The 21295-nt window shown below is 71.7% G+C and carries 21 protein-coding genes; 13 read left to right on the top strand and 8 right to left on the bottom strand.

Annotated elements, in window-relative coordinates; genetic code table 11:
- Positions 1 to 2: 2 nt before the first annotated feature.
- Positions 3 to 488, top strand: coding sequence for a hypothetical protein (locus tag L0P92_RS09195; RefSeq protein ID WP_234762025.1), 486 nt, complete (start codon positions 3 to 5; stop codon positions 486 to 488).
- The gene (locus L0P92_RS09190) at positions 485 to 1423 is read left to right on the top strand and encodes a hypothetical protein (protein ID WP_234762024.1); all 939 of its coding nucleotides are present in this window, start codon (positions 485 to 487) and stop codon (positions 1421 to 1423) included. Before L0P92_RS09195 ends, L0P92_RS09190 begins: the two co-directional genes overlap by 4 nt.
- 13 nt (positions 1424 to 1436) lie before the next feature.
- On the opposite strand, the gene L0P92_RS09185 is transcribed toward L0P92_RS09190, so the two are convergent.
- Positions 1437 to 2348, bottom strand: a complete 912-nt coding sequence (locus L0P92_RS09185; RefSeq protein ID WP_234762023.1) for a UTP--glucose-1-phosphate uridylyltransferase — start codon at positions 2346 to 2348, stop codon at positions 1437 to 1439.
- A 156-nt stretch (positions 2349 to 2504) separates the two neighbouring features.
- Between L0P92_RS09185 and L0P92_RS09180 the strand changes: the two genes are divergently transcribed.
- The 3 genes from L0P92_RS09180 (at position 2505) to L0P92_RS09170 (ending at position 6187) form a co-directional block, all read left to right on the top strand.
- On the top strand, positions 2505 to 3416 hold the full coding sequence (locus tag L0P92_RS09180; RefSeq protein ID WP_234762022.1) for an RNA polymerase sigma-70 factor: 912 nt from the start codon (positions 2505 to 2507) through the stop codon (positions 3414 to 3416).
- A 217-nt stretch (positions 3417 to 3633) separates the two neighbouring features.
- Positions 3634 to 5334, top strand: coding sequence for an L-aspartate oxidase (locus L0P92_RS09175; RefSeq protein WP_234762035.1), 1701 nt, complete (start codon positions 3634 to 3636; stop codon positions 5332 to 5334).
- Between the two features lie 106 nt (positions 5335 to 5440).
- Positions 5441 to 6187: an SDR family oxidoreductase gene (locus L0P92_RS09170; protein WP_234762021.1), complete on the top strand. Its 747-nt coding sequence runs from the start codon at positions 5441 to 5443 to the stop codon at positions 6185 to 6187.
- 78 nt (positions 6188 to 6265) lie between these two features.
- On the opposite strand, the gene L0P92_RS09165 is transcribed toward L0P92_RS09170, so the two are convergent.
- The gene (locus L0P92_RS09165; RefSeq protein ID WP_234762020.1) at positions 6266 to 6937 is read right to left on the bottom strand and encodes a sigma-70 family RNA polymerase sigma factor; all 672 of its coding nucleotides are present in this window, start codon (positions 6935 to 6937) and stop codon (positions 6266 to 6268) included.
- 224 nt (positions 6938 to 7161) lie between these two features.
- Here L0P92_RS09165 and L0P92_RS09160 point away from each other — a divergent pair, with 224 nt between their 5' ends.
- A complete protein-coding gene (locus L0P92_RS09160; protein WP_234762019.1) occupies positions 7162 to 7944 on the top strand; it encodes a sigma factor in 783 nt (260 codons plus the stop codon).
- On the opposite strand, the gene L0P92_RS09155 is transcribed toward L0P92_RS09160, so the two are convergent.
- The 4 genes from L0P92_RS09155 to L0P92_RS09140 all read right to left on the bottom strand — a co-directional run bounded on the left by L0P92_RS09155 (position 7837) and on the right by L0P92_RS09140 (position 11254).
- Positions 7837 to 8340, bottom strand: coding sequence for an SMI1/KNR4 family protein (locus L0P92_RS09155; protein WP_234762018.1), 504 nt, complete (start codon positions 8338 to 8340; stop codon positions 7837 to 7839). The two genes, L0P92_RS09160 and L0P92_RS09155, sit on opposite strands and share 108 nt — an antisense overlap.
- 352 nt (positions 8341 to 8692) lie before the next feature.
- The gene (locus L0P92_RS09150) at positions 8693 to 9118 is read right to left on the bottom strand and encodes a hypothetical protein (protein WP_234762017.1); all 426 of its coding nucleotides are present in this window, start codon (positions 9116 to 9118) and stop codon (positions 8693 to 8695) included.
- Between the two features lie 343 nt (positions 9119 to 9461).
- Positions 9462 to 10124 (bottom strand): response regulator, encoded by a 663-nt coding sequence (locus tag L0P92_RS09145; RefSeq protein ID WP_234762016.1) that lies wholly within the window; start codon positions 10122 to 10124, stop codon positions 9462 to 9464.
- Positions 10121 to 11254, bottom strand: coding sequence for a sensor histidine kinase (locus L0P92_RS09140; RefSeq protein WP_234762015.1), 1134 nt, complete (start codon positions 11252 to 11254; stop codon positions 10121 to 10123). Before L0P92_RS09140 ends, L0P92_RS09145 begins: the two co-directional genes overlap by 4 nt.
- 229 nt (positions 11255 to 11483) lie before the next feature.
- On the opposite strand from L0P92_RS09140, the gene L0P92_RS09135 reads away from it, so the two are divergent.
- Complete coding sequence (locus L0P92_RS09135) at positions 11484 to 11858, top strand: DUF6223 family protein (RefSeq protein ID WP_234762014.1); 375 nt, start codon at positions 11484 to 11486, stop codon at positions 11856 to 11858.
- 214 nt (positions 11859 to 12072) lie between these two features.
- Here L0P92_RS09135 and L0P92_RS09130 read toward each other — a convergent pair whose 3' ends face one another.
- Positions 12073 to 13461 (bottom strand): glycoside hydrolase family 43 protein, encoded by a 1389-nt coding sequence (locus L0P92_RS09130; RefSeq protein ID WP_234762013.1) that lies wholly within the window; start codon positions 13459 to 13461, stop codon positions 12073 to 12075.
- A gap of 239 nt (positions 13462 to 13700) precedes the next feature.
- Between L0P92_RS09130 and L0P92_RS09125 the strand changes: the two genes are divergently transcribed.
- Together L0P92_RS09125 and L0P92_RS09120 are read left to right on the top strand one after the other, a co-directional pair.
- Positions 13701 to 15125: an amidase gene (locus L0P92_RS09125; protein ID WP_234762012.1), complete on the top strand. Its 1425-nt coding sequence runs from the start codon at positions 13701 to 13703 to the stop codon at positions 15123 to 15125.
- 75 nt (positions 15126 to 15200) lie between these two features.
- Positions 15201 to 15647 (top strand): type II toxin-antitoxin system PemK/MazF family toxin, encoded by a 447-nt coding sequence (locus L0P92_RS09120; RefSeq protein WP_234762011.1) that lies wholly within the window; start codon positions 15201 to 15203, stop codon positions 15645 to 15647.
- On the opposite strand, the gene L0P92_RS09115 is transcribed toward L0P92_RS09120, so the two are convergent.
- Positions 15632 to 16468: a TIGR02452 family protein gene (locus L0P92_RS09115; RefSeq protein WP_234762010.1), complete on the bottom strand. Its 837-nt coding sequence runs from the start codon at positions 16466 to 16468 to the stop codon at positions 15632 to 15634. The two genes, L0P92_RS09120 and L0P92_RS09115, sit on opposite strands and share 16 nt — an antisense overlap.
- A gap of 297 nt (positions 16469 to 16765) precedes the next feature.
- Between L0P92_RS09115 and egtA the strand changes: the two genes are divergently transcribed.
- Genes egtA through egtD form a run of 4 tightly spaced genes read left to right on the top strand, consistent with a single transcriptional unit; the run spans position 16766 to position 21262 of the window.
- Complete coding sequence (egtA, locus tag L0P92_RS09110; protein WP_234762009.1) at positions 16766 to 18070, top strand: ergothioneine biosynthesis glutamate--cysteine ligase EgtA; 1305 nt, start codon at positions 16766 to 16768, stop codon at positions 18068 to 18070.
- Positions 18067 to 19386, top strand: a complete 1320-nt coding sequence (egtB, locus tag L0P92_RS09105) for an ergothioneine biosynthesis protein EgtB (protein ID WP_234762008.1) — start codon at positions 18067 to 18069, stop codon at positions 19384 to 19386. The genes egtA and egtB overlap by 4 nt, the downstream gene beginning before the upstream one ends.
- A complete protein-coding gene (gene egtC, locus L0P92_RS09100; protein WP_234762007.1) occupies positions 19386 to 20303 on the top strand; it encodes an ergothioneine biosynthesis protein EgtC in 918 nt (305 codons plus the stop codon). Before egtB ends, egtC begins: the two co-directional genes overlap by 1 nt.
- On the top strand, positions 20300 to 21262 hold the full coding sequence (gene egtD / locus L0P92_RS09095) for an L-histidine N(alpha)-methyltransferase (RefSeq protein ID WP_234762006.1): 963 nt from the start codon (positions 20300 to 20302) through the stop codon (positions 21260 to 21262). The genes egtC and egtD overlap by 4 nt, the downstream gene beginning before the upstream one ends.
- The last annotated feature ends 33 nt before the right edge of the window (positions 21263 to 21295 follow it).

Genomic DNA, 21295 nt, shown 5'->3' with positions numbered 1-21295 from the left:
CGATGTCACTGGTCTTCGTCCTGCTGCTGTTCGCCGGGCTTTCCGAGGCCGCCGGGCGCATCCTGCCGCTGCTGGCACGCCGGCCCGGCATGTCACGGCGGCTCGTGCCCGGACTGCTGCTGGCTGCCGGGCTCGTCGAGGCCGCCGTACTGGCGCTGTGGCCGCTGACCGCGTGGACCCTGGCCGAGCTGCTGATCTCCTCGGCGCCCTCGGGCGACGGACTGGAGTGGACGCCGGGCCTGGTCGCTCCGCTGGTACTCGCCGCCGTCCTCGCGTTCCCACTGCTGGGACCCCTGCTCCACCTGCTGCTCTTCGTCGGGGTCGGGGCGGGCCTGGCCGGGCCGCTGGCGGACGCGACCGAACTCGGCTGGTGGGGCGCCGCCGGCTGTGTGGCCGTGTCCGGCGTCGGACTCGGCGTGACCGTGGGAGCCGTTCGGCGTCTGGTCGTGAGGGCCGGCGCGCCCCGGACACCGGAGCCGATCGCATGAACGACTTCCTCTTCTGGGCCTGTGTGTTCGGGCCGGTCCTGCTCGCCGAGGGTCTGCTGGCCCGCTACGAGGTGCTGGCCTACAGCGCCGGCTTCCGCTCCCCCACCACCGTGCTCCCCCAGGGCGTGCCCTACGCCCGGGGCGCCGCCGCCGACCGCCCTCCGGACGCCTACCTGGTCTATCTCGACGGCATCGGCAAACGCCGGGTACGGGACACCCGGGACGGCGGCCAGCTGGTGAAGGCGGTGCTCGCCGGGGCGCCGGAGCTACGGGTGCTGGGGCAGGTGCAGCCCTACTCGCCGCTGGCCGACCCGCTCGCGGACCGGCCGGTGTGGGCGTGGCTGCGCCGGCACATCGGGGTGCTGCTGTTCCTGCACAACGTCATGCAGGTCTTCGTGGCCGCCGACCACCGCTACCGCCCGCTGTACAACCGGGCCGTCGGCTCCCAGATCGCCACCCAGCTGGAGCTGGCCGGCTACCGGGCCGACAGCGGCATCCCCGTGGTGCTGCTCAGCTACAGCGGCGGTGCCCAGGTCGCCACGGGAGCGGTGGACGAGCTGCACACCCGGTTGCGCTGCCCGGTCGTGGTGATCACGCTGGGCGGGTTCCACAACGGTGCCAACGACCTCACCCGTGCCGAGCAGGTGCACCAGCTCACCAGCGCCTACGACCGGATCGAGCGGGTCGGCACCTGGATCTTCCCGCAGCGCTGGCGGCTGCTGCGGCGCAGCGGATGGAACCGGGCCCGCCGCGCCGGGAAGATCACCGTGCACCGGCTCGACCCGGCCACCCATCTCGGCCCGCACAGCTACATCAGCCCGGAGCAACGGCTGCCGGACGGCCGCACTCACCTCGACCACACGGCCGACACCGTGATCACCCTGATCCGCGCCCGGCACGCAGCGCCCGCGGCCGGCGACCGCCCGGCGCCCTGAGGGGCGGGGCGCGCTACGAGGTCGTGGCCTGGTCGTCGTCGAGGCCGGCGACCAGGCGCCGCAGCAGCGGGCCGTACTCCGGGTGGGCCAGGGCTGACGCCATCTGGGCGACCAGGTAGTCGGCCGGGTTGCCGGTGTCGTACCAGCGGCCCTTGATCACCTGCCCGTACACGGCACGGGTGGCGGCGTAGGCGTTGATGGCGTCGGTCAGGTAGACCTCGCCGGTCCGGTGCTCGTACCAGCGGCGGGTCTGCTCACGCAGCTCGTCGATGATGCCGGGGGTGACGACATAGCCGCCGATGGCGGCGTACGACGACGGGGCGGCGGAGGGCTCGGGCTTCTCGACCAGGCCGGTGATGCGCAGCTGGCCGTCTCCGAGGTCCTCCTTGACGATGGGCACGCCGTAGCGCTGGGACTCGGTGGGGTCCATCGGCAGCAGGGCCAGCACCGGGCAGCCGGTCTGCTCGTAGGCGCGGATCAGCTGCTGGGCGCGCGGGACCTCGGCCACGAAGACGTCGTCGGGCCACAGCACCAGGACCGGCTCGTCGCCGAAGGAGCGGGCGGCGTTCAGCACCGGGGTGCCGTTGCCGTACGGGCCGTACTGGTCGAGGTAGGTGATGTGGCCCTGGCGGGCCAGTTCCGCGACCTCCTCCACGGCGTCCGCGTAGGCCGTCTTGCCGTCGGCCCGCAGCTGGTCGACCAGGGCCGGGTTGGGCCGGAAGTGGTCCTGGATGAGGCTCTTGCCGCCGGAGACCACGATGGTGATGTCGGTGATTCCGGAGTCCACCAGCTCCCGCACGGTGTGCTCGATGACCGGCTTGTCACCGACCGGAAGCATCTCCTTCGGCGTCGCCTTCGTCAGCGGCAGCAGCCGGGAGCCGAGCCCTGCTGCGGGAATCACGGCCCTGCGAATGGTCGGGGACATCAGATCTCTCTCGGTCGAAGGACACACCGCGCCGACGGCCGCGGCGCAGGGTCGACGCTACCAACGCCGGCTGCGGGCCACTCCGGCCCCCGTGACCTGGGAGGCGATCGGACCGGACCCGCTTGTAGCCTGGCCGTTCAGGACTGGAGGACATACATGCGCGCCGAGGACGACACGAGCTCCGACGACACGGGCTCCCTCGACCAGGCGGCGCGGCAGTTCATGGCGGCGCGCCCTCAGCTGTTCGGCATCGCGTACCGGATCCTCGGCAGCGCGGCGGAGGCCGAGGACATCGTCCAGGAGGCGTGGGTGCGGTGGCAGAACACCGACCGCACGGTGGTCAAGGAGCCGACCGCGTTCCTGGCGACCATCACCTCCCGTCTGGCGATCAACCTCGCCCAGTCCGCCAGGATGCGGCGCGAGTCGTACACCGGTCCCTGGCTCCCGGAGCCGGTCGACACCAGTGCGGATCCGCAGCTGGGCGCCGAACGGGCCGAGGCGCTGGACCTGGCGGTGCTGCTGCTCCTCGAGAGGCTCAACCCCGTGGAACGGGCCGCCTACGTGCTGCGGGAGGCCTTCGACTACCCGTACAAGCGGATCGCGGACATCCTGGAGACGAACGAGGCCCATACGCGCCAGCTGGTGACCCGCGCCAGGAAGCACCTGGCGGCCGAACGCAGGCAGCCGGTCGGCGACGGCGTGCATCGGCGGCTGCTGGAGGTGTTCCTCGACGCGGCCCGGACCGGCAGCCTGTCGGTGCTGGAGGACGTCCTCACGGACGACGTCGTCAGCTACACCGACGGCGGTGGGATCCGCGGCGCCTCCAGGATCCCGGTGGTCGGGCGGCCGCGCGTGTCCAAGTACCTCGCCGCCTTCGCCCCGCGGTTCTGGCCGCCGACGGAGGTCCGCTGGGTCGAGGCCAACGGCCGGCCGGCCGTCCTCGTCACGGCCGGGGGCAACCCCGTGGCCCTGCTCTGCGCCGACATCTCGGCCCGGGGCATCGAACGCATCATGTGGGTCATGAACCCGGACAAGCTGGCTCCGTACGTGGCGTCGCTGACCGACTGAGTCCGGCGGCCTGCCGCACTGCTCCCGCCTGCGCCGAAGCGGGGCGTGCCACAGGATGGGAGGGCACCCGGTCCGCTCGGTCCGCCCGTGCGGGCATGCCGGGGTGCGCGGGTCGGCGGCGGGCGTTGTCACAGATCCGGCGGCCAACCGGTCGTACTCGGTGACAACCCCGTGATCGGAGTACACCGTGGCTCTCACCGAACGACGACTTTCCACCATGGTGCTGGTGATCGGCACCGGAGGTGCCGGTCTGCGCGCGGCCATCGAACTGGCCGAGGCCGGTGTCGACGTCCTCGCGGTCGGCAAACGCCCCAAGGAGGACGCCCATACGGCGCTGGCCGCCGGGGGCATCAACGCGGCGCTGGCCACGATGGATCCGCAGGACAGCTGGCAGCAGCACGCGGCGGACACGATCAAGGAGAGCTATCTGCTCGCCGACCCGCGCACCGTGGAGATCGTCACCCGGGGCGCCGCCCGGGGCATCGAGGACCTGGAGCGCTACGGCATGGCCTTCGCGCGCGAGGAGGACGGCCGTATCTCCCAGCGGTTCTTCGGCGCGCACAAGTTCCGGCGGACCGCGTTCGCCGGCGACTACACCGGTCTGGAGATCCAGCGCACGCTCATCAGGCGCGCCGAGCAGCTCGCCGTCCCCGTGCTCGACGGCGTCTACATCACCCGGCTGCTGGTGCACGACGGTGCGGTCTTCGGGGCGTACGGCTTCGACCTGGCGAGCGGGCGGCGGTATCTGATCCACGCGGACGCGGTCATCCTCGCCGCGGGCGGCCACACGCGGATCTGGCGGCGTACCTCCTCGCGGCGGGACGAGAACACCGGTGACTCCTTCCGGCTGGCCGTGGAGGCCGGGGCCCGGCTGCGGGACGCCGAGCTGGTGCAGTTCCACCCGTCCGGGATCATCGAGCCGGAGAACGCGGCCGGCACGCTGGTCAGCGAGGCGGCCCGGGGTGAGGGCGGGATCCTGCGCAACGCCCTCGGGGAACGGTTCATGGCCCGCTACGACCCCGACCGCATGGAGCTGTCCACCCGTGACCGCGTGGCCCTCGCCTCCTACACGGAGATCAAGGAGGGGCGCGGCACGCCCAAGGGCGGCGTATGGCTCGACGTCTCCCATCTGCCCCGGCAGACGATCATGACGCGACTCCCCCGCGTCTACCAGACGATGCTCGACCTCCAGATGCTGGACATCACCCGGGAACCGATCGAGATCGCGCCCACCGCGCACTACTCGATGGGCGGGGTGTGGGTGCGTCCCGAGGACCACGGCACCGATGTGCGGGGGCTGTACGCGATCGGGGAGGCGTCGAGCGGGCTGCACGGGGCCAACCGCCTCGGCGGGAACAGCCTCATCGAGTTGCTGGTGTTCGGCCGGATCACCGGTCGGGCGGCCGCCGCCTACTCGCAGTCCCTGACCGCGCAGGTCCGTTCGGCGTCGGCCGTCGCCGAGGCCCGCGCCGAGATCGACGACCTGCTCACGGCCGACGGGCCGGAGAACGTCCGTGCCCTGCAACGCGCCATCCGCGACACCATGACCGAGCACGCCGGCGTCGTACGCGACGAGCAGGGCCTGCGTGCGGGCCTGGCGGAGCTCGCGGTGATCGAGAAGCGGATGGCGGACGTCGGCGTCCACCCGGACATCGCCGGCTTCCAGGACCTCGCGCACGCCTTCGACCTGAAGTCCGCGGCCTTGGCGGCCCGGGCCACCCTCGAAGCGGCTCTGGAGCGCCGTGAGACCCGTGGCTGCCACAACCGCAGCGACTATCCGGACCCGGACCCCGCGCTGCGCGTCAATCTCGTGTGGTCCCCGACGACCGGTGTCACCCGCGAGAGCATCCCCGATGTTCCGGACGAGATCTCCGCGCTGATGGCGGACATCTCGACCGAGGGAAAGCTCGTCGAGTGACCTGCCGGGACGCTCGTCGAATGACGCGCCGGCACCTGTCACAGGCGAAGCCCCTGTCCTGTCTCTCCTACTGCAGACCGAAATCTTTCTCCGAGAGGAATCCGTCATGAAGGTCGTAGTGATCGGTGGAACCGGGCTCATCGGCTCGAAGCTGGTGGGCAAGCTGGGCGAGCACGGGCACGAGGCGGTCGCGGCAGCACCCAACACCGGCGTCAACACCCTGACGGGCGAAGGGCTCGCCGAGGTCCTTCAGGGCGCGTCGGTCGTGGTCGACGTGTCCAACTCCCCGTCGTGGGAGGACGACGCCGTCATGAACTTCTTCCGGACCTCCACGACGAACCTCCTCAAGGCGGAGGCCGAGGCCGGGGTGACGCATCACGTGGCGCTGTCCGTGGTCGGCACCGACCGTCTCCAGGAGAGCGGGTACTTCCGGGCCAAGCAGGCCCAGGAAGACCTGATCAAGGAGTCCGGCATGCCCTACTCCATCGTCCACGCCACCCAGTTCTTCGAGTTCGTCAAGGGGATCGCGGACATCTCGACCGACGGCGACACCGTGCGGCTGCCCTCGGCGAAGTTCCAGCCCATGTACTCCGACGACGTGGCCGCGGCCGTCGGCCGCACCGCGGTCGGCTCGCCGGTCAACGGCGTGGTGGAGATCGCGGGGCCCGACGTGTTCCGGCTCGACGAGCTCATCCGCGAGACGCTGGCCGCCCAGAACGACCCGCGCACGGTCGTCACCGACCCGCAGGCCCCGTACTCCGGTGCCGTGCTGCAGGAGACCACGCTCCTGCCGGGGCCGGACGCGGAGATCGCGAAGACCAAGCTGTCGGAGTGGCTCGCGCGACAGCAGTGAGAAGGGCGTTGTGGCCCCTGCCCATGGCATGGGCAGGGGCCACAACGGCATGGGCGGGGGGCCACATCGGATCGGATGTCAGCGACCAGGGCACAGAACCCCTTCCAGGGGCGCGAGGTCACCCGACCGGGCGGCGGTGAGGAAGGCCTGCACGAGCCGTCGATGCGCGACCGCGTCCACCGGCTGCCGGTCCCGGTGCGCGGTGAGGCGGGCCTGGGCGCGGGAGACCTGCTGCCGCGCGTTGGCCACGCCGATGCCGAGGAGCTCGGCGATCCGGCCGTACGGGTAGCCGAACCCCTCCCGCAGGACGTACGCGGCACGCTGGTTCGGCGTCAGCGTCTCCATCAGCAGCAGAACCGCCCGCTCGACCGCGTCGTGCCGCTCGGCCACCGCTTCCGGGGTGGCGTCGAGGTCCGGCGGTTCCGGGAGCCAGGTACTGGCGCAGGATTCCCGGCGTTTCCAGGCGGACTGGACTAGGTTGAGGGCCAGCCGGACGGTTGTCGTCCTGAGCAGCGCAGACGGGTTCAGCACGACCGAACGGTCCGTCCGCTGCCACCGGAGCCAGGCCTCCTGGAGTACGTCCTCGGCCTCGCCCGCATCTCCGACGATTCGGCTGGCGATCTTGAGCAGTCCGGGTCTGACCTGGACGAACAGCGCCATCGCCTCGTCAGCCACACCCGTGCCCGCGGCGGCGGCCATCGTTCCCGCCGGGTCAGGATCCTGCACGGTTTCGACCAGATTCGTGTTCACGACCGGCTCCTCCGCTCCGCTGGGTCGGCGGCCTTGAAAGCGGCCGACACCAACGTCGCTCCGGGAGGCGGGCCACCGCGCCCTTGGGATGCCGTAGGCGACCCCGTGGTCCACCGTGGCCGATGCGTGGCTGGGCCGTCGCGGGGGGGGGATGCGACGCGGGCCGCGTCACAGGGTCCGCGCCTGTCCGGTCTCCCTGGTAGGAGCGGGAGGGAGGGTGCGGTATGGCGAGTGCGGACGACGCGGTGCCGATCGCGGAGCTGCTCGATGAGCGGCGGTACCTGCTGGATGTCGCGTATCGGATGCTGGGCGGCGGCTGTGAGGCCGAGGGCGTCGTGGCCGAGACCTACCGGCGGTGGTTCGAGCTGCCGGAGGCGGAGCGGGCGCGGATCACGGCGCCGCGGTCCTGGCTGACGAAGGTCGCCGAAGGCATCTGCCGGTCCCGGCTCGCTCCACCGGTCCGGGACCGGGCCGCACAGCCGGGGACCGGCGGCCCGGTACCGCGGTGCGCCGATCCGCCCGACCGCGCCTGCAGACTGCGGCGGGCGCGGTCGACGTCGACCGAGCGGCACGACGAGGTGGCCCGCGCGGTGCGTCGGGCCTGTGCGACGGAGGACGAGGCGCTCCTGGCGTCCCTTCTGGCGGCCGACGCGACAGCGGTCTTCGACGGCGGCGGCAAGGTGCGGACACTGATCGAGCCGGTACGCGGCGGCCCCCAGGTGGCCCGGAGCCTGCTGACCCTGCTGGCCCGGCATCCACGGACCACCCTCGACACCCGTCCCGTCAACGGCCGAACCGGCCTCGTGGTGCGCTACGACGGTCAAGTGGCCGCCGTCATCACCCTCGACGTCGCCGCCCCACACGTCGCACAGGTCTGGGTCACCCTCAACCCCGACAAGCTACGCACCTGGAACCGCCCCGGCCGGCGTCACCCGCCGCGCGGCGGATCCGTCGCTCAGCCTCAGGCGATCACCGGCACGAACGGCCGAGCTGGCACCGGTACCTAACAGTGGTCGCCGGTCATCAGCCACCTTGTCGAGCTCCGGCTCGTCCAGCGTCGCCGTCCGCGTGCGATAGACCGCCCCACCGGGGGCGGCGACATAGGACAGGCCGCCGCCGTTCGAGCCAATGACCAGGCCATGGGCCTTCTCGTCCGCGTCGATGTCGACAGGGCCGTACTCCTGGAGCCGGAGCAGAACGTCACTTGCCGGGGCGATGAAGTAGCCGTTGCCGACGTCCTCCCAGGTGATGTCGCCGATGCTGTCGTAGAAGGTGACCAGGTCAGCTGGGATGAGGCTCACTTGGACAAGCGTGCGAGCCGCGGCCCGATCGTCGTGGTCGGCTGGCCGGACCTCGTTGATGCCAGGGGGAAAGCCGTGCCGATGCTCGAACTCGCCTGCCATCGCTGTGAGGGTCCCCGAGACTCTGTCGGTCCACGAGGCCAGCCAGGAGGACGAAAGTGAACGGTCAATCATGAGGCCGGATCATGACATGAGCCGCAGACGCTCACGCTGTGACCAGCGACCTTGTCCCCAACGTCAGCGCATTGTCGTGAGTTGCGGGTGGGTGATCAGACAGCAGGCGAGTGCCGGGATGATGCCTCGCTCGCGGACTGGTCGTAGTGGTGTAGCGCAGCAAGCTCAATCAGGGTCTCGACCACCCGTACGTCGGACAGTCGTCACTCCGCAGCCGTCACTGCAAAGGCTTCCGACCCGGACACCATGATCAGCGTGCCCGGGTCGGTGTGATGTGCCCTTAGCAGATGTCGAGGCGGTTGAAGTCGTATGTCGCCTCGTCCCGGACCGTGTAGATCCGGCCGTCCGCAGGGATCTTGACGTCGAACCTGGGCCCCCAGAAGTGGACTTGGGCTCCGCCAGTCTGGTGGTTGCGAACGGCGAGCGCGTCGATGAAGTTCGAGAGCGACCGCGTATCGCACTTGAACAGGTGGAAGACGCTGTGTTTGCCGTCGCCTTGGCCAACCGACACGCAGGCGATTCCATCTGCCACGGAGCACGCAACCAGCGCCGCGTTCCGGTCGGCGCTCGACACATTCCGCTGTACCCACTCGCCCGAGAACAGCGGGTAGATCTGCGGTGTCCATGCGGCCGTTCCGACCGAGGTGTTCGGTGCTGCCTGTGCCGGTGCCTGCGCCGCCAGCGGAACGAGGACCGCGGCGATCATCGTCACGACCATTGCGGCCGCCCGTCGCCTGAGTCTTGTCAATCTCATGTGATCTCCTCTGTAGTCGCAACAGTCGCAACCGATGCAGCCGTTCCAATGGCGAGATGTCCTCACCACGGCTGCTGCTGTGACCCGACCGGAGCGCTCACATCTCCTGCTCCAGATGCCGTAGCGGCCAAGAGCTCCCCCGAGTCAGCGCGTCGAAGCGTAGGCCGCGCCAGGGACGTCGTGACCCTGAGAATTGTCAGGGTGTGGCATCGGGAAGGGCCCGTCCCCGTGCCAACCCGTCAAGGGGGAAGCGGGCCATGCCGCTCTCCGCAGGCCGGTCAACGGCGCGCTGGAGTCAGGAGTTGCGCGGGGCTACCAGGCCGGATTCGTAGGCGAGGACCACGAGTTGGGCGCGGTCACGGGCGTGGAGCTTGGCCATGGCCCGGTTGATGTGGGTCTTGGCGGTCGACGGGCTGATGACCAGGTGGTCGGCGATCTCGTCGTTGGACAGGCCCTGTGCCGCCAGGGCGACCGCCTCGCGTTCGCGGCTGGTCAGCTCCTCCAGCCCGCCGCCGGCGCGGGTGGGGGGCGGCTGGGTGACGTACCGGTCGATGAGCTTGCGGGTGATCGCGGGCGCGAGCAGTGCGTCGCCGCGGGCGGCGACACGTACGGAATGCAGGAGGTCTTCCGGCACGATGTCCTTGACGAGGAAGCCGGCGGCGCCGGCGCGCAGCGCCTCGAAGACGTACTCGTCCATGCCGTAGTTGGTCAGCATGACGACGTGCACCCCGGCCAGGGCCGGGTCCGCGGCGATGCGCCGGGTCGCTTCGATGCCGTCCATGACGGGCATCTGGATGTCGATGAGCGCGACGTCGGGCAGATGCTCCCGGACGAGCGCCAAGCCCTCTTGACCGTCGGCGGCCTGGGCCACCACCTCGATGTCGTCTTCCAGGTCGAGCAGCGCGCGGAAGCCGCTGCGGATGAGCGGCTGGTCGTCGACCAGCAGGACACGGATCACGACGCTCCGTTCGTGGGGAGTTCGGCCTGGACGCTGAAGCCGCCGGTGCTGCCCGGCTCGGTGCGCAGTCGGCCGCCCAAGGCCGTGACGCGTTCGCGCATGCCGAGCAGCCCGAGTCCGGGCGTCGGCGCGGGGTGCGAGGTGGCCTTGCCGTTGTCGTCGACGCGGATGGCGAGGGCGTCCGGCCGGTAGTCGATGAGCACTGAGGCAGTGGTTGCGGCGGCGTGCCGGGCGACGTTGGTGAGCGACTCCTGAACGATCCGGTAAGCGGTACGGCCCACTGCGGCCGGCACGTCGTGCGGATGTCCTTCGATCGTCAGCGTCGTCTCCAGGCCGGCTGTCTGAAACCCTTTCACCAGCTTGGGGATGTGGTCGAGTCCGTGCGGCGGGGTGGTGTCGTCGTCGCGCAGCGCCTCAAGGGTCGCGCGCAGCTCCCGGCTCGCCTCCCGGCCGGCGTCCTGGATCGCCAGCAGGGCCTCCGGCACCTGCTCGCCCCGCCGCCGGGCCACGTGGACGGCGACCTCGGACTGCACCTTGATGACCGAGATCTGGTGGGTGAGCGAGTCGTGCAGCTCCCGCGCGATCCGCAGCCGCTCCTCGTCGGCTCTGCGCCTGGCGGTCTCCTCACGGGTGCGCTCGGCTTCGTCCGCCCGCCGTTCGGCCTGCCGCACCGCCTCTCCGGCGGCGAAGGCCGCGATCAGCCAGGCGATCTCAAGGGTGTTCCGGGCCTGCGCCACGGCCTCGCGCGCGGGTCCGTCGTGGAAGATCAGGGCGGTGAGGTGGAGCACTGCCACCAGGGCCACGGATGCGGCCAGTGCGGCGGTGCGGTGCCCGGCACGTACCGCGCCGTAGATCGCGACCAGGTAGGAGACGGCGAGCACGTCGAACCCGGCCCCCAGGTAGCCCACCGCGCACAGCCCGGTGACAGCCAGCACCACGAGCGGTGCCCGGCGGCGCGCGGCCAGCGCCAGCCCGCCGGCCGTCAGCAGCGCGGAGCCGAGCAGCTCGCGGCCCCCGGCCGGGTGTGTACCGGACAGCCCGGTGCCCAGCAGCAGCGCCGCCACGCCCACGGCTAGCAGCCAGTCGGTGACCGCGGCCGGGACAGCGACAGCGAACCGTCCTTTGTCCATAGGTGCACCGTAGCCGGATGCGGTCGTGGGTGAGTCCGGCTCACGGACGAGCGGTCGGCTACCGCATGTGCGGTACCGACGCGTCGCCTGCCGCATCCGCGGTATCCGGATGCCGCGGTGGCGGCAGTCGAAAGTGCCTGCGTCTGCTGGACGATCCGGAGAGGGGCGGGCGCGCATGCTCAAGGCGCATCGGACCTCGCAATCAGCGACGGAGAAGGAGGAGAGCGGCATGAGCACTTCAGCAGCACTGATGGTGGCCGCCGAGGGCGGGATCATCGGCGACGGGCGGACCGGGGCCAACCTGGCCCTGGGGGTGGGGCTGCTCGGCCTGGTTGTCGGCTGGCTGGCCCTGGCCCGCGCCGGCGGCCGGATCAGCAGGGGCAACGCACGCACCGGCGGGATGTCGGCCATCGCGGTGGGGCTGGCCGGCACGGCACTCGCGGTGCTGCACCTGGCCACCTCCAGCGGCGGTCCCGGCACCGGCAACGGGCTCGTCGGCGCCATCGTCGCCGTCCCGCTGGGGCTGGGCGCCGTGCTCCTCGGCCGGCAGGCGCTGACCCGCTCCCGCAGCGCCGACCGGCCGATCGACCGGATGACCGCCTGACCGTCGTCCCGTCCCGGCGTGCCGGTGACAACAACCTCACTGGCGGCCTCGCCCGGCTGTGGCGGGCCGCCCAGATCGCCCACCGTGCCCGGCGGGGCCGAGGTTCTGGGTGTTGGAGAAGCCCAACCGTGGCCGTCGGGCCGCCTCATCCCACCCCCGCCTTCACCCCAGGGAGCCCCTTCCTCCCCACTTCCCAGGTCAGCAGGGCTGCAGTTCAGGCCCAGGCGGTCACCGGCACGAAGGAGCTGTCCTGCCGGAACAGGTCCGTCCCGTTCGACCGTTCCACCCGCAGCTCGTAGTTGTAGTGCCGCAGGTAGTACCCCGGGTAGTTGAACGACTCGAAGCGGATCGAGCCGCTCGCCGTGCCCGTACGGGCTATGAACGTGGCGTCCTTGGCGAACGTCGACGTGCCGTCGTTGCTGTCGAAGCGGGCCCGGAAGTCCCAGTGGCGCAGATACCGGCCGGAGGAGTCACGGAAGGAGTAGCCATTGGCGTCGGCGAGGCCGGCGACGACGGTGAAGGTAGAGGCCTGCTTCTCGGCGGTCGTGCTGGAGCTGGTGACCACCGGGAGGTTGAGCAGGGAGGACTGCACCTGCCAGTGGCGGGTGGTGTAGTTGGCCGACCGGAAGGACCGGGTGACGTTCCTGGCCAGGGTCGGGCCGCCGGAGACGGTTTCCTTGATGACCGTGAAGTGGCGGGCCGTGCCCGAGACGGCGGGCAGGGCGGCCGGGGCGGACCAGGTGGCGAAGGTGTCGTAGCTGTCGCTGTAGTAGTACGAGCCGTCGCCGTAGCCGTCGAAGAAGAGCCGCCAGCCGCCGTTGTCGAGCTGGACCAGCGCGGGACCTTCGCGGTAGCTGCCCCAGCCCGCCCAGTTGCCGGTGCGGGAGATCGTGTAGGGGCCGGCGAGGCTGGACGCCGTCGCGTACTCGATGTACTTCGTCGTCTCGTTCTTCGTGAAGGCGTGGTAGGTCGAGCCGATCTTCACGATGAAGGTGTCGATGTGGTTGGCGCCGATGCCGGACAGCGCCACCGGTGAACTCCACGCCGTCAGCGCGGAGTTCGTGGCCTTCAGCAGATACGGCGTGAAGATCCACTCGTCGTTCGTCGTGGAGCAGGACACGATGACGTTCACGCTGCCGTCGCTGTCGACGAAGAACTCCGGCGCCCACGCCCGCGACAGGTTGGCGATCGGGACCGTGTAGTCGTACAGGAACGTCCAGTTGACCCGGTCCGTGCTGCGGGCGAAGCCGATGGTGGTGCTGGTGTCCTGCCAGGTGTGGGTCGTGTAGGTGATGTAGTAGTAGCCGTTGGTGTGCTTGAAGATGCTCGCGTCGCGGATGCGGTTGCTGGGCGGCGTGTACGCGGAGGCCTTGGCGAGCCGGAAGTCGGTGGCGTCGTCCGACTGGTAGACGTTCACGGTCCCGTCGTTGCTGTTCAGGAACGGCACGATGGTGTAGCGGGTGGCCGAGCCGCTCGGCGGTGCGGCCGCCAGCGCCGTGCCGAGCAGGCCGGGTGCCTCGCCCAGGACCAGCGCCGAGGCGGGCAGTACGGCCATCGCGCGCAGCAGGCTGCGGCGGGAGGGGGTGTGGGGGCGTCTGGTCACGGGCGGCTCTCCCTCGGCGGTCGCTCGACATACCCGCATGTTCGGAATGTCGAACGCGGTTCGGAAATTCGATCAGAAGGTAGGGGTGAGGCCCGGGTCCGTCAATGGTTTGCGCAGCGGGAAGTGGGACCTGGGAGAAACCTGTGGTGAACCTGGGAGCCGCACCGGGCGAAACCGTTCCGCCGCCGGGCCCTGGAGGTTACCGTTCGGTAGACAATGTCGTCTGGGAGGTGCCCCGCATGACACCCGACCGTGCCGCAGGCCTCGCCGAGTCCGCCCGAGCGCTGGCTGACGGGGAGGTGACGTCGCGGGGACTGGTCGCGGAGGCGCTGGCGCGGATCGAGGCGACCCAGGGCACCCTCAACGCCTTCCGGGTGGTCCGGGCCGAGGCCGCCCTCGCCGAGGCGAAGGCCGCCGACGTGGAGCTCGCGGCCGGCGTGCGCAAGCCGCTGCTGGGCGTGCCGGTCGCGGTGAAGGACGACATGGACGTGGCGGGCGAGCCGACCGCGTTCGGCTGCTCCGGTGAGTTCCCGCCGGTCGCCGAGGACGGCGAGGCCGTACGGCGGCTGCGCGCGGCCGGCGCGGTGATCGTCGGCAAGACCAACACCTGTGAGCTGGGGCAGTGGCCGTTCACCGAGGGCCCCGCCTTCGGCGCGACCCGCAATCCCTGGCACCCGGACCATACGCCGGGCGGCTCGTCCGGCGGTTCGGCGGCGGCCGTCGCCGCCGGTCTGGTGCCGGCCGCGCTCGGCTCGGACGGCGCCGGTTCGGTGCGCATCCCCGCCTCCTGGACCCATCTGATCGGCATCAAGCCCCAGCGCGGCCGCATCTCCACCTGGCCGCGCGGCGAGTCCTTCCAGGGCATCACCGTCAACGGCACCCTCGCCCGTACCGTCGCCGACGCGGCCCTTCTGCTGGACGCGGCGGCAGGCAACCACGAATTCGACCCGCACCGCCCGCCGAGCGTCAACGCCTTCGAGGCCGTGGGCCGCGACCCCGGCCGGCTGCGCATCGCGCTCTCCCTCAAGCCCCCGTTCACCGCCGTGCCCGCCCGTCTCCAGCCGGAGGTACGGGCCAGGGTGGTCCGACTCGCCGAGAAACTGAGCGCGTTGGGGCACTTCGTCGAGGCCGCCGACCCGCCGTACGGCCAGATCGGGCTGACCTTCGTCCCGCGCGCGACGGCCGGTATCGCCGAGTGGGCGGGCGACGTGCCCTTCCCCGCACTGCTCGACCCGCGCACCCGCAGCGCCGCGCGGCTCGGCCGGCTCCTGCGTGGGGCCCCGCTGCGGGCGGCCCGGCGTGCGGAGGCGGTGCTGCACCGGCGTATCGGCGCGTTCTACGAGTCGTACGACGTGATCCTCGCGCCCACAACGGCCGCTCCCCCGCCCCGAGTCGGCGCGATGCTCGAACTCGGCGGTTTCGCCACCGACCGCGCGATGATCGCCGCCTGCCCCTACGCCTGGCCGTGGAACGTGCTGGGCTGGCCCGGCGTCAACGTCCCCGCCGGGTTCGTGGACGGGCTGCCCGTCGGCGCCCAACTGCTCGGCCCGGCCGACAGCGAGCCCCTACTGATCTCACTGGCCGCCCAGTTGGAGGCGGACCTGCGCTGGCACGAACTGTGGCCACCGCAGCAGGGCGAGACCGTACCGGCCCCCGTGGCCTGAGCCGGCGCGTCCGCCGTCGGCGACGTCGGTGACCCTTCACGCCTGGCTCACGCGGACACCCCCTAAGGTGCCCCCGTGAGCACGCTTACCGACGAGAACGTCCCGGGCCGTCACGGCCCCACCGCCACCACCGAGGCCGACCCCCGCGCGGTCGGCAAGGTCCGCACCGAGTACTCGCCCGCGCACGACGGCGACCCCGACCCCGGGGAGATCGTCTGGACCTGGGTGCCCTTCGAGGAGAACGACGGCAGGGGCAAGGACCGCCCGGTGCTCGTCGTCGCCCGCGAGCGCGGCGGCACCTTCCTGGCCGTGCAGCTGTCCAGCAAGCGGCATGACGGGGACCGTGAGTGGGTCGCCATCGGCAGCGGGCCGTGGGACCGGACCGGCCGCGAGTCCTGGGTGGACGTGGACCGCATCCTGCGGCTGCACGAGCAGGGCATGCGCCGGGAGGCCTGCGCCCTGGACCGCGGGCGGTTCAACCTGGTCAGGCGCCGGCTGCACGAGCGCTACGGCTGGACCTGACGCTGAGGCCGAGACTCCGGGAACGCCCGTGTGAACGCGGCTCGCACCGGGCTGTCCGGCGTGCGGTCCAGGATGCCGAACGCCACGTGCTCGAAGGCCCCGGCGAACCGCCCGCCGGGTGCGAGCAGCGCCCGGAACGCTTCCGCCACCTGCGCCGGGTCGTTCTGGAACACCCCGCAGCCCCAGGCCCCCAGCACCAGCTGCCGGTATCCGTGCGCGACGGCCGTCTCCAGTACGCGCTCGGCCCGTACGGCCAGCGCGTGCGGCAGCTCGGCCGTGCGCTGCGGGGCCGTACGGCGTACGACGCCCGCGTTGGGAGCGGCGGAGGTCAGGAAGCCGACCCGGTACGGCTCCTCCAGCAGGCGGCCCCGGTCGTCGCGGAAGACGGGCACGCCGGGTGAGTGGATGACGCGGTCGGTGTAGAACGGGTCGCGGTGGGCGCGGTGGTGGTCGTAGAACGCGCGGGCTTCGAGCAGGCAGGTGTACAGCGCCGAGGCGCGGCACAGGGCCTCCTCCTGGGCCTGGGCGCCGTTCAGGAAACCGCCGCCCGGATTGCGGGCCGAGGCGAAGTTCAGTACGGCCGTGCCGTCGCCGAGCCGGCGGGCCGCCTCCAGGCTGCTCTCGCCGGTGACCTCGAAGAACGTCTCGGCACCGGAGGTGCGCGGCACCGGCACCGGGTCCGGCCCGTACATCCGCGTGCCCTGCCGGGCGGCCTCGACGGCCGCCGCGATCGACACCTCGCGCCCGTCGGGCGTGCGGTACGCCCCCGCCGCGACGATCTGCTCCGTCTGCTGTGCGACACCGCGCAGACGCGCGCTCATGGCGCCACCCCCGTGCGCGCCATGAACGCGCTCCGCGCGTTCTCCCCCGTCGTGCTCATGCACCGATCCTGGGTGATGCTGGTGATGCGGTGCAACGGAGTTTCCCGGCCCCGCGGCAGAGCGCGAACGGCCGGGAAATCCCCTGCCAACGCCCGGAGAGCGGAGGTTACCGAGCCGGAACGTGCCGGTACGCACCCTTGTGCGAAGCGACGCGAGGGTCTTGGGTGGGACGAGTGTGCCGGCCCGCCCACAAGATCCGGGCCGGGCGGCATCGCGGACTCTCAGGAGGATCCCGACATGTCAGATTCGGTGAGCGACTGTACGGAGCAGCCCCGCACCGCAGTCGCCGAAGCCGAGGTGGAGGCCCTGGTCAGGGGCATCTGCTTCAAGACCGGCCCGCCCCGCACCCTCGGGGTCGAAGTGGAATGGCTCGTCCACGAGCTGCGCGGACCGCAGCTCCCCGTGGCACCTGAACGACTCGAAGCGGCCTACGCCGCACTACGGACCGTGCCCCTGAGGTCGGCGCTCACCGTCGAGCCCGGCGGCCAGCTGGAACTGAGCTCGCCGCCCGCCGCCTCGCTGATGGAGTGCATCGGTACCGTCTCCGCCGACCTCGACGCCGCCCGCGCGGTACTGCGCGAGCACGGTCTCGGTCTGGTCGGCCTCGGCAATGATCCCTGGCACTCGCCCCGCCGGTTCCTGCGTCAGCCGCGTTACGACGCCATGGAGGCGTATCTGGACCGGGCGGGCCCGGCCGGCCGCGCCATGATGTGCACCTCGGCCTCCGTGCAGGTGTGCCTGGACGCCGGACACGAGGAGCCCGGCCCGCTGGGGCACGGGCGGCGCTGGTGGCTGGCGCATCAGCTGGGCGCGGTCCTGGTCGCCGCCTTCGCCAACTCCCCGCTGGCCGGGCGTGAGCCCACGGGCTGGCTCTCCACCCGACAGCTGCTGTGGATGGAGATCGGCGCGGGCCGCGCGGGCGCACCCCCGCTGGACGGCGATCCGCGGGCCACCTGGGCGCGGCACGTGCTGGACGCGCCGGTGATGTGCGTACGGCGCGACGGCGGCCCGTGGGACGTCCCGGACGGGCTGACGTTCCGGGAGTGGACCCGCTCGGGGGCGCCGAGGCCGCCTACGCAGGAGGACCTCGACTATCACCTCACGACGCTGTTCCCGCCGGTCAGACCGCGTGGCCATCTGGAGCTGCGCATGATCGACGCGCAGCCCGGCGAGGACGGCTGGATCGTGCCGCTGGCCGTGACGGCCGCGCTGTTCGACGACCCGGAGGCCGCCGAGACCGCGTACCGCGCGGTGAAGCCGCTGGCCGAGCGTGCCCTGTCGCTGCCCGCTCCGCACAATCCGCTGTGGATCGACGCGGCCCGCTCGGGCCTGGCCGACCCCGAGCTGCGGGAGGTGGCCGACACCTGCTTCGCGGCGGCGCTGGAGGCGCTGCCCCGGCTGGGGGCCACGACCGAGGTGACGGACGCGGTGGCCGCGTACCGGGACCGCCATGTCAGCAGGGGCCGCTGCCCCGCCGACGATCTGCTGGACGAGCTCTACGGCACGGAACGCACCCTGCACGGGAAGGACGACCGGACATGACCGACCCCGCCCACGACGCCGAGACGCTCCGCGAGCGGGCTCTGACCACCCTGACCACCGCCCGTGCCCGGACCACTTTGCTGACCTCGTGCGTCGAGGACCCCGACCTGACCGCCCAGCACTCGCCGCTGATGTCGCCGCTGGTGTGGGACCTCGCGCACATCGGCAACCAGGAGGAGCAGTGGCTGCTGCGGGCGGTCGCGGGGCGGGAGGCGATGCGGCCCGAGATCGACGGGCTGTACGACGCCTTCGAGCACCCGCGCGCCGAGCGCCCCTCGCTGCCGCTGCTGCCGCCGCCCGAGGCCCGGCACTACGCGGCCGAGGTGCGCGGCCGGGTCCTGGACCTGCTGGAGAGCACCGCGTTCCACGGGACGCGGCTGACCGAGGCGGGCTTCGCCTTCGGGATGATCGCCCAGCACGAGCAGCAGCACGACGAGACGATGCTGATCACCCATCAGCTCCGCAAGGGCCCGCAGGCCCTGCACGCCCCCGACCCGAAGCCGGCGCCACTGCTCACGGGTCCGTCGGAGGTGCTGGTCCCCGGCGGCCCGTTCACCATGGGCACCTCCACCGAGCCGTGGGCGCTGGACAACGAACGCCCGGCGCATGTGCGCGAGGTGCCGTCGTTCCACATCGACACCACCCCGGTGACGAACGCCGCGTACCAGGCGTTCATCGAGGACGGCGGTTACGACGACGAGCGCTGGTGGACGCCGGAGGGCTGGGCGCACATCCGCCAGCACTCGATCCACGCCCCGCTGTTCTGGCGCCGGGACGGCAGGCAGTGGCTCAGGCGCCGCTTCGGCGTCACCGAGGTCGTACCGCCGGACGAGCCCGTGCTGCACGTGTGCTGGTACGAGGCCGACGCCTACGCCCGCTGGGCCGGGCGGCGGCTGCCCACCGAGGCGGAGTGGGAGAAGGCCGCCCGGCACGACCCGGCCGGTGACCGCTCGATGCGCTACCCGTGGGGCGACGCCGACCCCGCGCCGGAGCACGCCAACCTCGGTCAGCGGCATCTGCGCCCGGCTCCGGCCGGCAGCTACCCGGAGGGCGAATCCCCTCTCGGCGTACGGCAGTTGATCGGTGACGTGTGGGAGTGGACGGCGAGCGACTTCCTGCCGTACCCGGGGTTCCAGGCGTTCCCGTACAAGGAGTACTCGGAGGTGTTCTTCGGGCCCGACTACAAGGTGCTGCGCGGTGGCTCGTTCGCCGTGGACGCGGTGGCCTGCCGGGGCACGTTCCGCAACTGGGACCATCCGATACGCCGGCAGATCTTCTCCGGTTTCCGCACGGCCCGCTCCGCGGGGGATGCCTGATGTGCCGTCATGTGGCCTATGTGGGTCCCGAGGCGCCGCTCGGCAAGCTTCTCGTGGAGCCCCCGCACGGCCTGTACCGCCAGTCGTGGGCGCCTCGGCGGCAGCGGCACGGGACGGTCAACGCCGATGGTTTCGGGGTCGGTTGGTACGCCGAGGGTGATCCGGTGCCGGCGCGGTACCGTCGGGCCGGGCCCATCTGGGCGGATCTGTCGTTCGCCGATCTGGCCCGGGTGGTGCGGTCCACCGCGCTGCTCGCCGCCGTACGGGACGCGACGCTGTCGGGCGCCGACGCCGAGGCCGCGGCGGCGCCGTTCGCCGCGGGTCCCTGGCTGTTCAGCCACAACGGCGCGGTGAAGGGCTGGCCGGACTCGCTCGCGCCGCTCGTGCCGACCCTGCCCGCGGTGGACGTGCTGTCGATGGAGGCCCGCAACGACTCGGCACTCGTGTGGGCGCTGGTCCTCGCGCGACTGCGGGGCGGCGACACAAGTGAGCCGCAGGGGCGCGCCGGTGTCGAGAGCGCGAGCGCGCGGAGGCCCGAAGGGCTGAGCACGGTCGGGCTCTCGACACCGGCTGTAGCGCCCCGGAGGCGAACGGCAATTCAAGACGCGGGACAGGCGCTGGCCGACACCGTCATCGAGGTCGCGGAGGCGGCCCCCGGTTCCCGGCTGAACCTGCTGCTCACCAACGGCGAGACGATCACCGCGACCGCCTGGGGCGACACCCTCTGGTATCTGGCCCGGCCCGGCGGCGGCACCGTCGTGGCCTCCGAGCCCTACGACGACGATCCGCACTGGCAGGAGGTCCCCGACCACACCCTCCTCGCGGCCAGCGGCACCGATGTGCTGCTCACCCCGCTGAAGGACCCCGGCGACGCCCTGCCACCCGCACCCGCACGACCGGAGGAGCCCCGCACGTGAGTCCGTTCCTTGTCACCCGCACCCTGCCCGAGGACGCCACCGACGCCGCACTGCGCGCCGATGTCCTCAAGGGCCTGACGAGCACGCCGAAGACGCTGCCGCCGAAGTGGTTCTACGACGCGCAGGGCAGCGAACTCTTCGAGAAGATCACCGAGTTGCCCGAGTACTACCCGACGCGCGCCGAGCGCGAGATCCTCGTCGGCCGGTCCGGCGAGATCGCCGCGGCCACCGGCGCCCGCACTCTTGTCGAGCTGGGCTCCGGCTCCTCGGAGAAGACGCGCTACCTCATCGACGCGCTGACCGGGCTGCACACGTACGTCCCCGTCGACGTCAGTGAGAGCGCGCTCACCCAGGCCGGCCAGGCGCTGATCGAGGAGCGGCCGGGGCTGGACGTGCATGCCCTGATCGCCGACTTCACCGGCGGGCTGGAGCTGCCGCAGACGCCGGGCCCCCGGCTGATGGCGTTCCTCGGCGGCACGATCGGCAATCTGCTGCCGGTCGAGCGCGCCGCGTTCCTCGCCTCCGTCCGCGCCCTGCTCTCCCCTGGTGACGCGCTGCTGCTCGGCACGGACCTGGTGAAGGAGGAGCGGGTCCTGGTCGAGGCGTACGACGACGCGGCCGGGGTGACGGCCGCGTTCAACAAGAACGTACTGACCGTGATCAACCGCGAGTTGGGCGCCGACTTCGATCCCGGCGCGTTCGAGCACGTGGCGCTCTGGGATCCGAACCACGAGTGGATCGAGATGCGGCTGCGCGCCCGTACGGCGCAGACGGTGAAGGTACCCGCGCTCGATCTCGCCGTCGACTTCGCGGCGGGCGAGGAGATGCGCACCGAGGTGTCGGCGAAGTTCCGCCGGGACGGTGTCCGCGCGGAACTGTCGGCGGCCGGACTGGAGCTGGCGCACTGGTGGACGGACGGCGAGGGCCGGTTCGCGCTGTCACTGAGCGTGGCACGGTGACCGACGGCTCGCGCGTCGCCCCGCCTTGGGGCA

It is taken from the genome of Streptomyces muensis (assembly GCF_021474425.1).
GTDB classification, from domain to species: domain Bacteria; phylum Actinomycetota; class Actinomycetes; order Streptomycetales; family Streptomycetaceae; genus Streptomyces; species Streptomyces muensis.
The sequence above is the reverse complement of the archived record's forward strand: the minus strand, read 5'-3'. Positions and strand labels throughout refer to the sequence as shown.

What these genes read in the sequence shown, in the direction of transcription:
- egtC (WP_234762007.1), top strand. Translation starts at nt 19,386, where the DNA reads ATGTGCCGTCATGTGGCCTATGTGGGTCCCGAGGCGCCGCTCGGCAAG.
- L0P92_RS09115 (WP_234762010.1), bottom strand. Translation starts at nt 16,468, where the DNA reads ATGAGCGCGCGTCTGCGCGGTGTCGCACAGCAGACGGAGCAGATCGTC.
- L0P92_RS09195 (WP_234762025.1), top strand. Translation starts at nt 3, where the DNA reads ATGTCACTGGTCTTCGTCCTGCTGCTGTTCGCCGGGCTTTCCGAGGCC.
- L0P92_RS09185 (WP_234762023.1), bottom strand. Translation starts at nt 2,348, where the DNA reads ATGTCCCCGACCATTCGCAGGGCCGTGATTCCCGCAGCAGGGCTCGGC.
- L0P92_RS09150 (WP_234762017.1), bottom strand. Translation starts at nt 9,118, where the DNA reads ATGATCGCCGCGGTCCTCGTTCCGCTGGCGGCGCAGGCACCGGCACAG.
- L0P92_RS09155 (WP_234762018.1), bottom strand. Translation starts at nt 8,340, where the DNA reads ATGGCAGGCGAGTTCGAGCATCGGCACGGCTTTCCCCCTGGCATCAAC.
- L0P92_RS09180 (WP_234762022.1), top strand. Translation starts at nt 2,505, where the DNA reads ATGCGCGCCGAGGACGACACGAGCTCCGACGACACGGGCTCCCTCGAC.
- L0P92_RS09190 (WP_234762024.1), top strand. Translation starts at nt 485, where the DNA reads ATGAACGACTTCCTCTTCTGGGCCTGTGTGTTCGGGCCGGTCCTGCTC.
- L0P92_RS09175 (WP_234762035.1), top strand. Translation starts at nt 3,634, where the DNA reads ATGGTGCTGGTGATCGGCACCGGAGGTGCCGGTCTGCGCGCGGCCATC.
- L0P92_RS09125 (WP_234762012.1), top strand. Translation starts at nt 13,701, where the DNA reads ATGACACCCGACCGTGCCGCAGGCCTCGCCGAGTCCGCCCGAGCGCTG.
- egtA (WP_234762009.1), top strand. Translation starts at nt 16,766, where the DNA reads ATGTCAGATTCGGTGAGCGACTGTACGGAGCAGCCCCGCACCGCAGTC.
- L0P92_RS09160 (WP_234762019.1), top strand. Translation starts at nt 7,162, where the DNA reads ATGGCGAGTGCGGACGACGCGGTGCCGATCGCGGAGCTGCTCGATGAG.
- L0P92_RS09170 (WP_234762021.1), top strand. Translation starts at nt 5,441, where the DNA reads ATGAAGGTCGTAGTGATCGGTGGAACCGGGCTCATCGGCTCGAAGCTG.
- L0P92_RS09140 (WP_234762015.1), bottom strand. Translation starts at nt 11,254, where the DNA reads ATGGACAAAGGACGGTTCGCTGTCGCTGTCCCGGCCGCGGTCACCGAC.
- L0P92_RS09135 (WP_234762014.1), top strand. Translation starts at nt 11,484, where the DNA reads ATGAGCACTTCAGCAGCACTGATGGTGGCCGCCGAGGGCGGGATCATC.
- egtB (WP_234762008.1), top strand. Translation starts at nt 18,067, where the DNA reads ATGACCGACCCCGCCCACGACGCCGAGACGCTCCGCGAGCGGGCTCTG.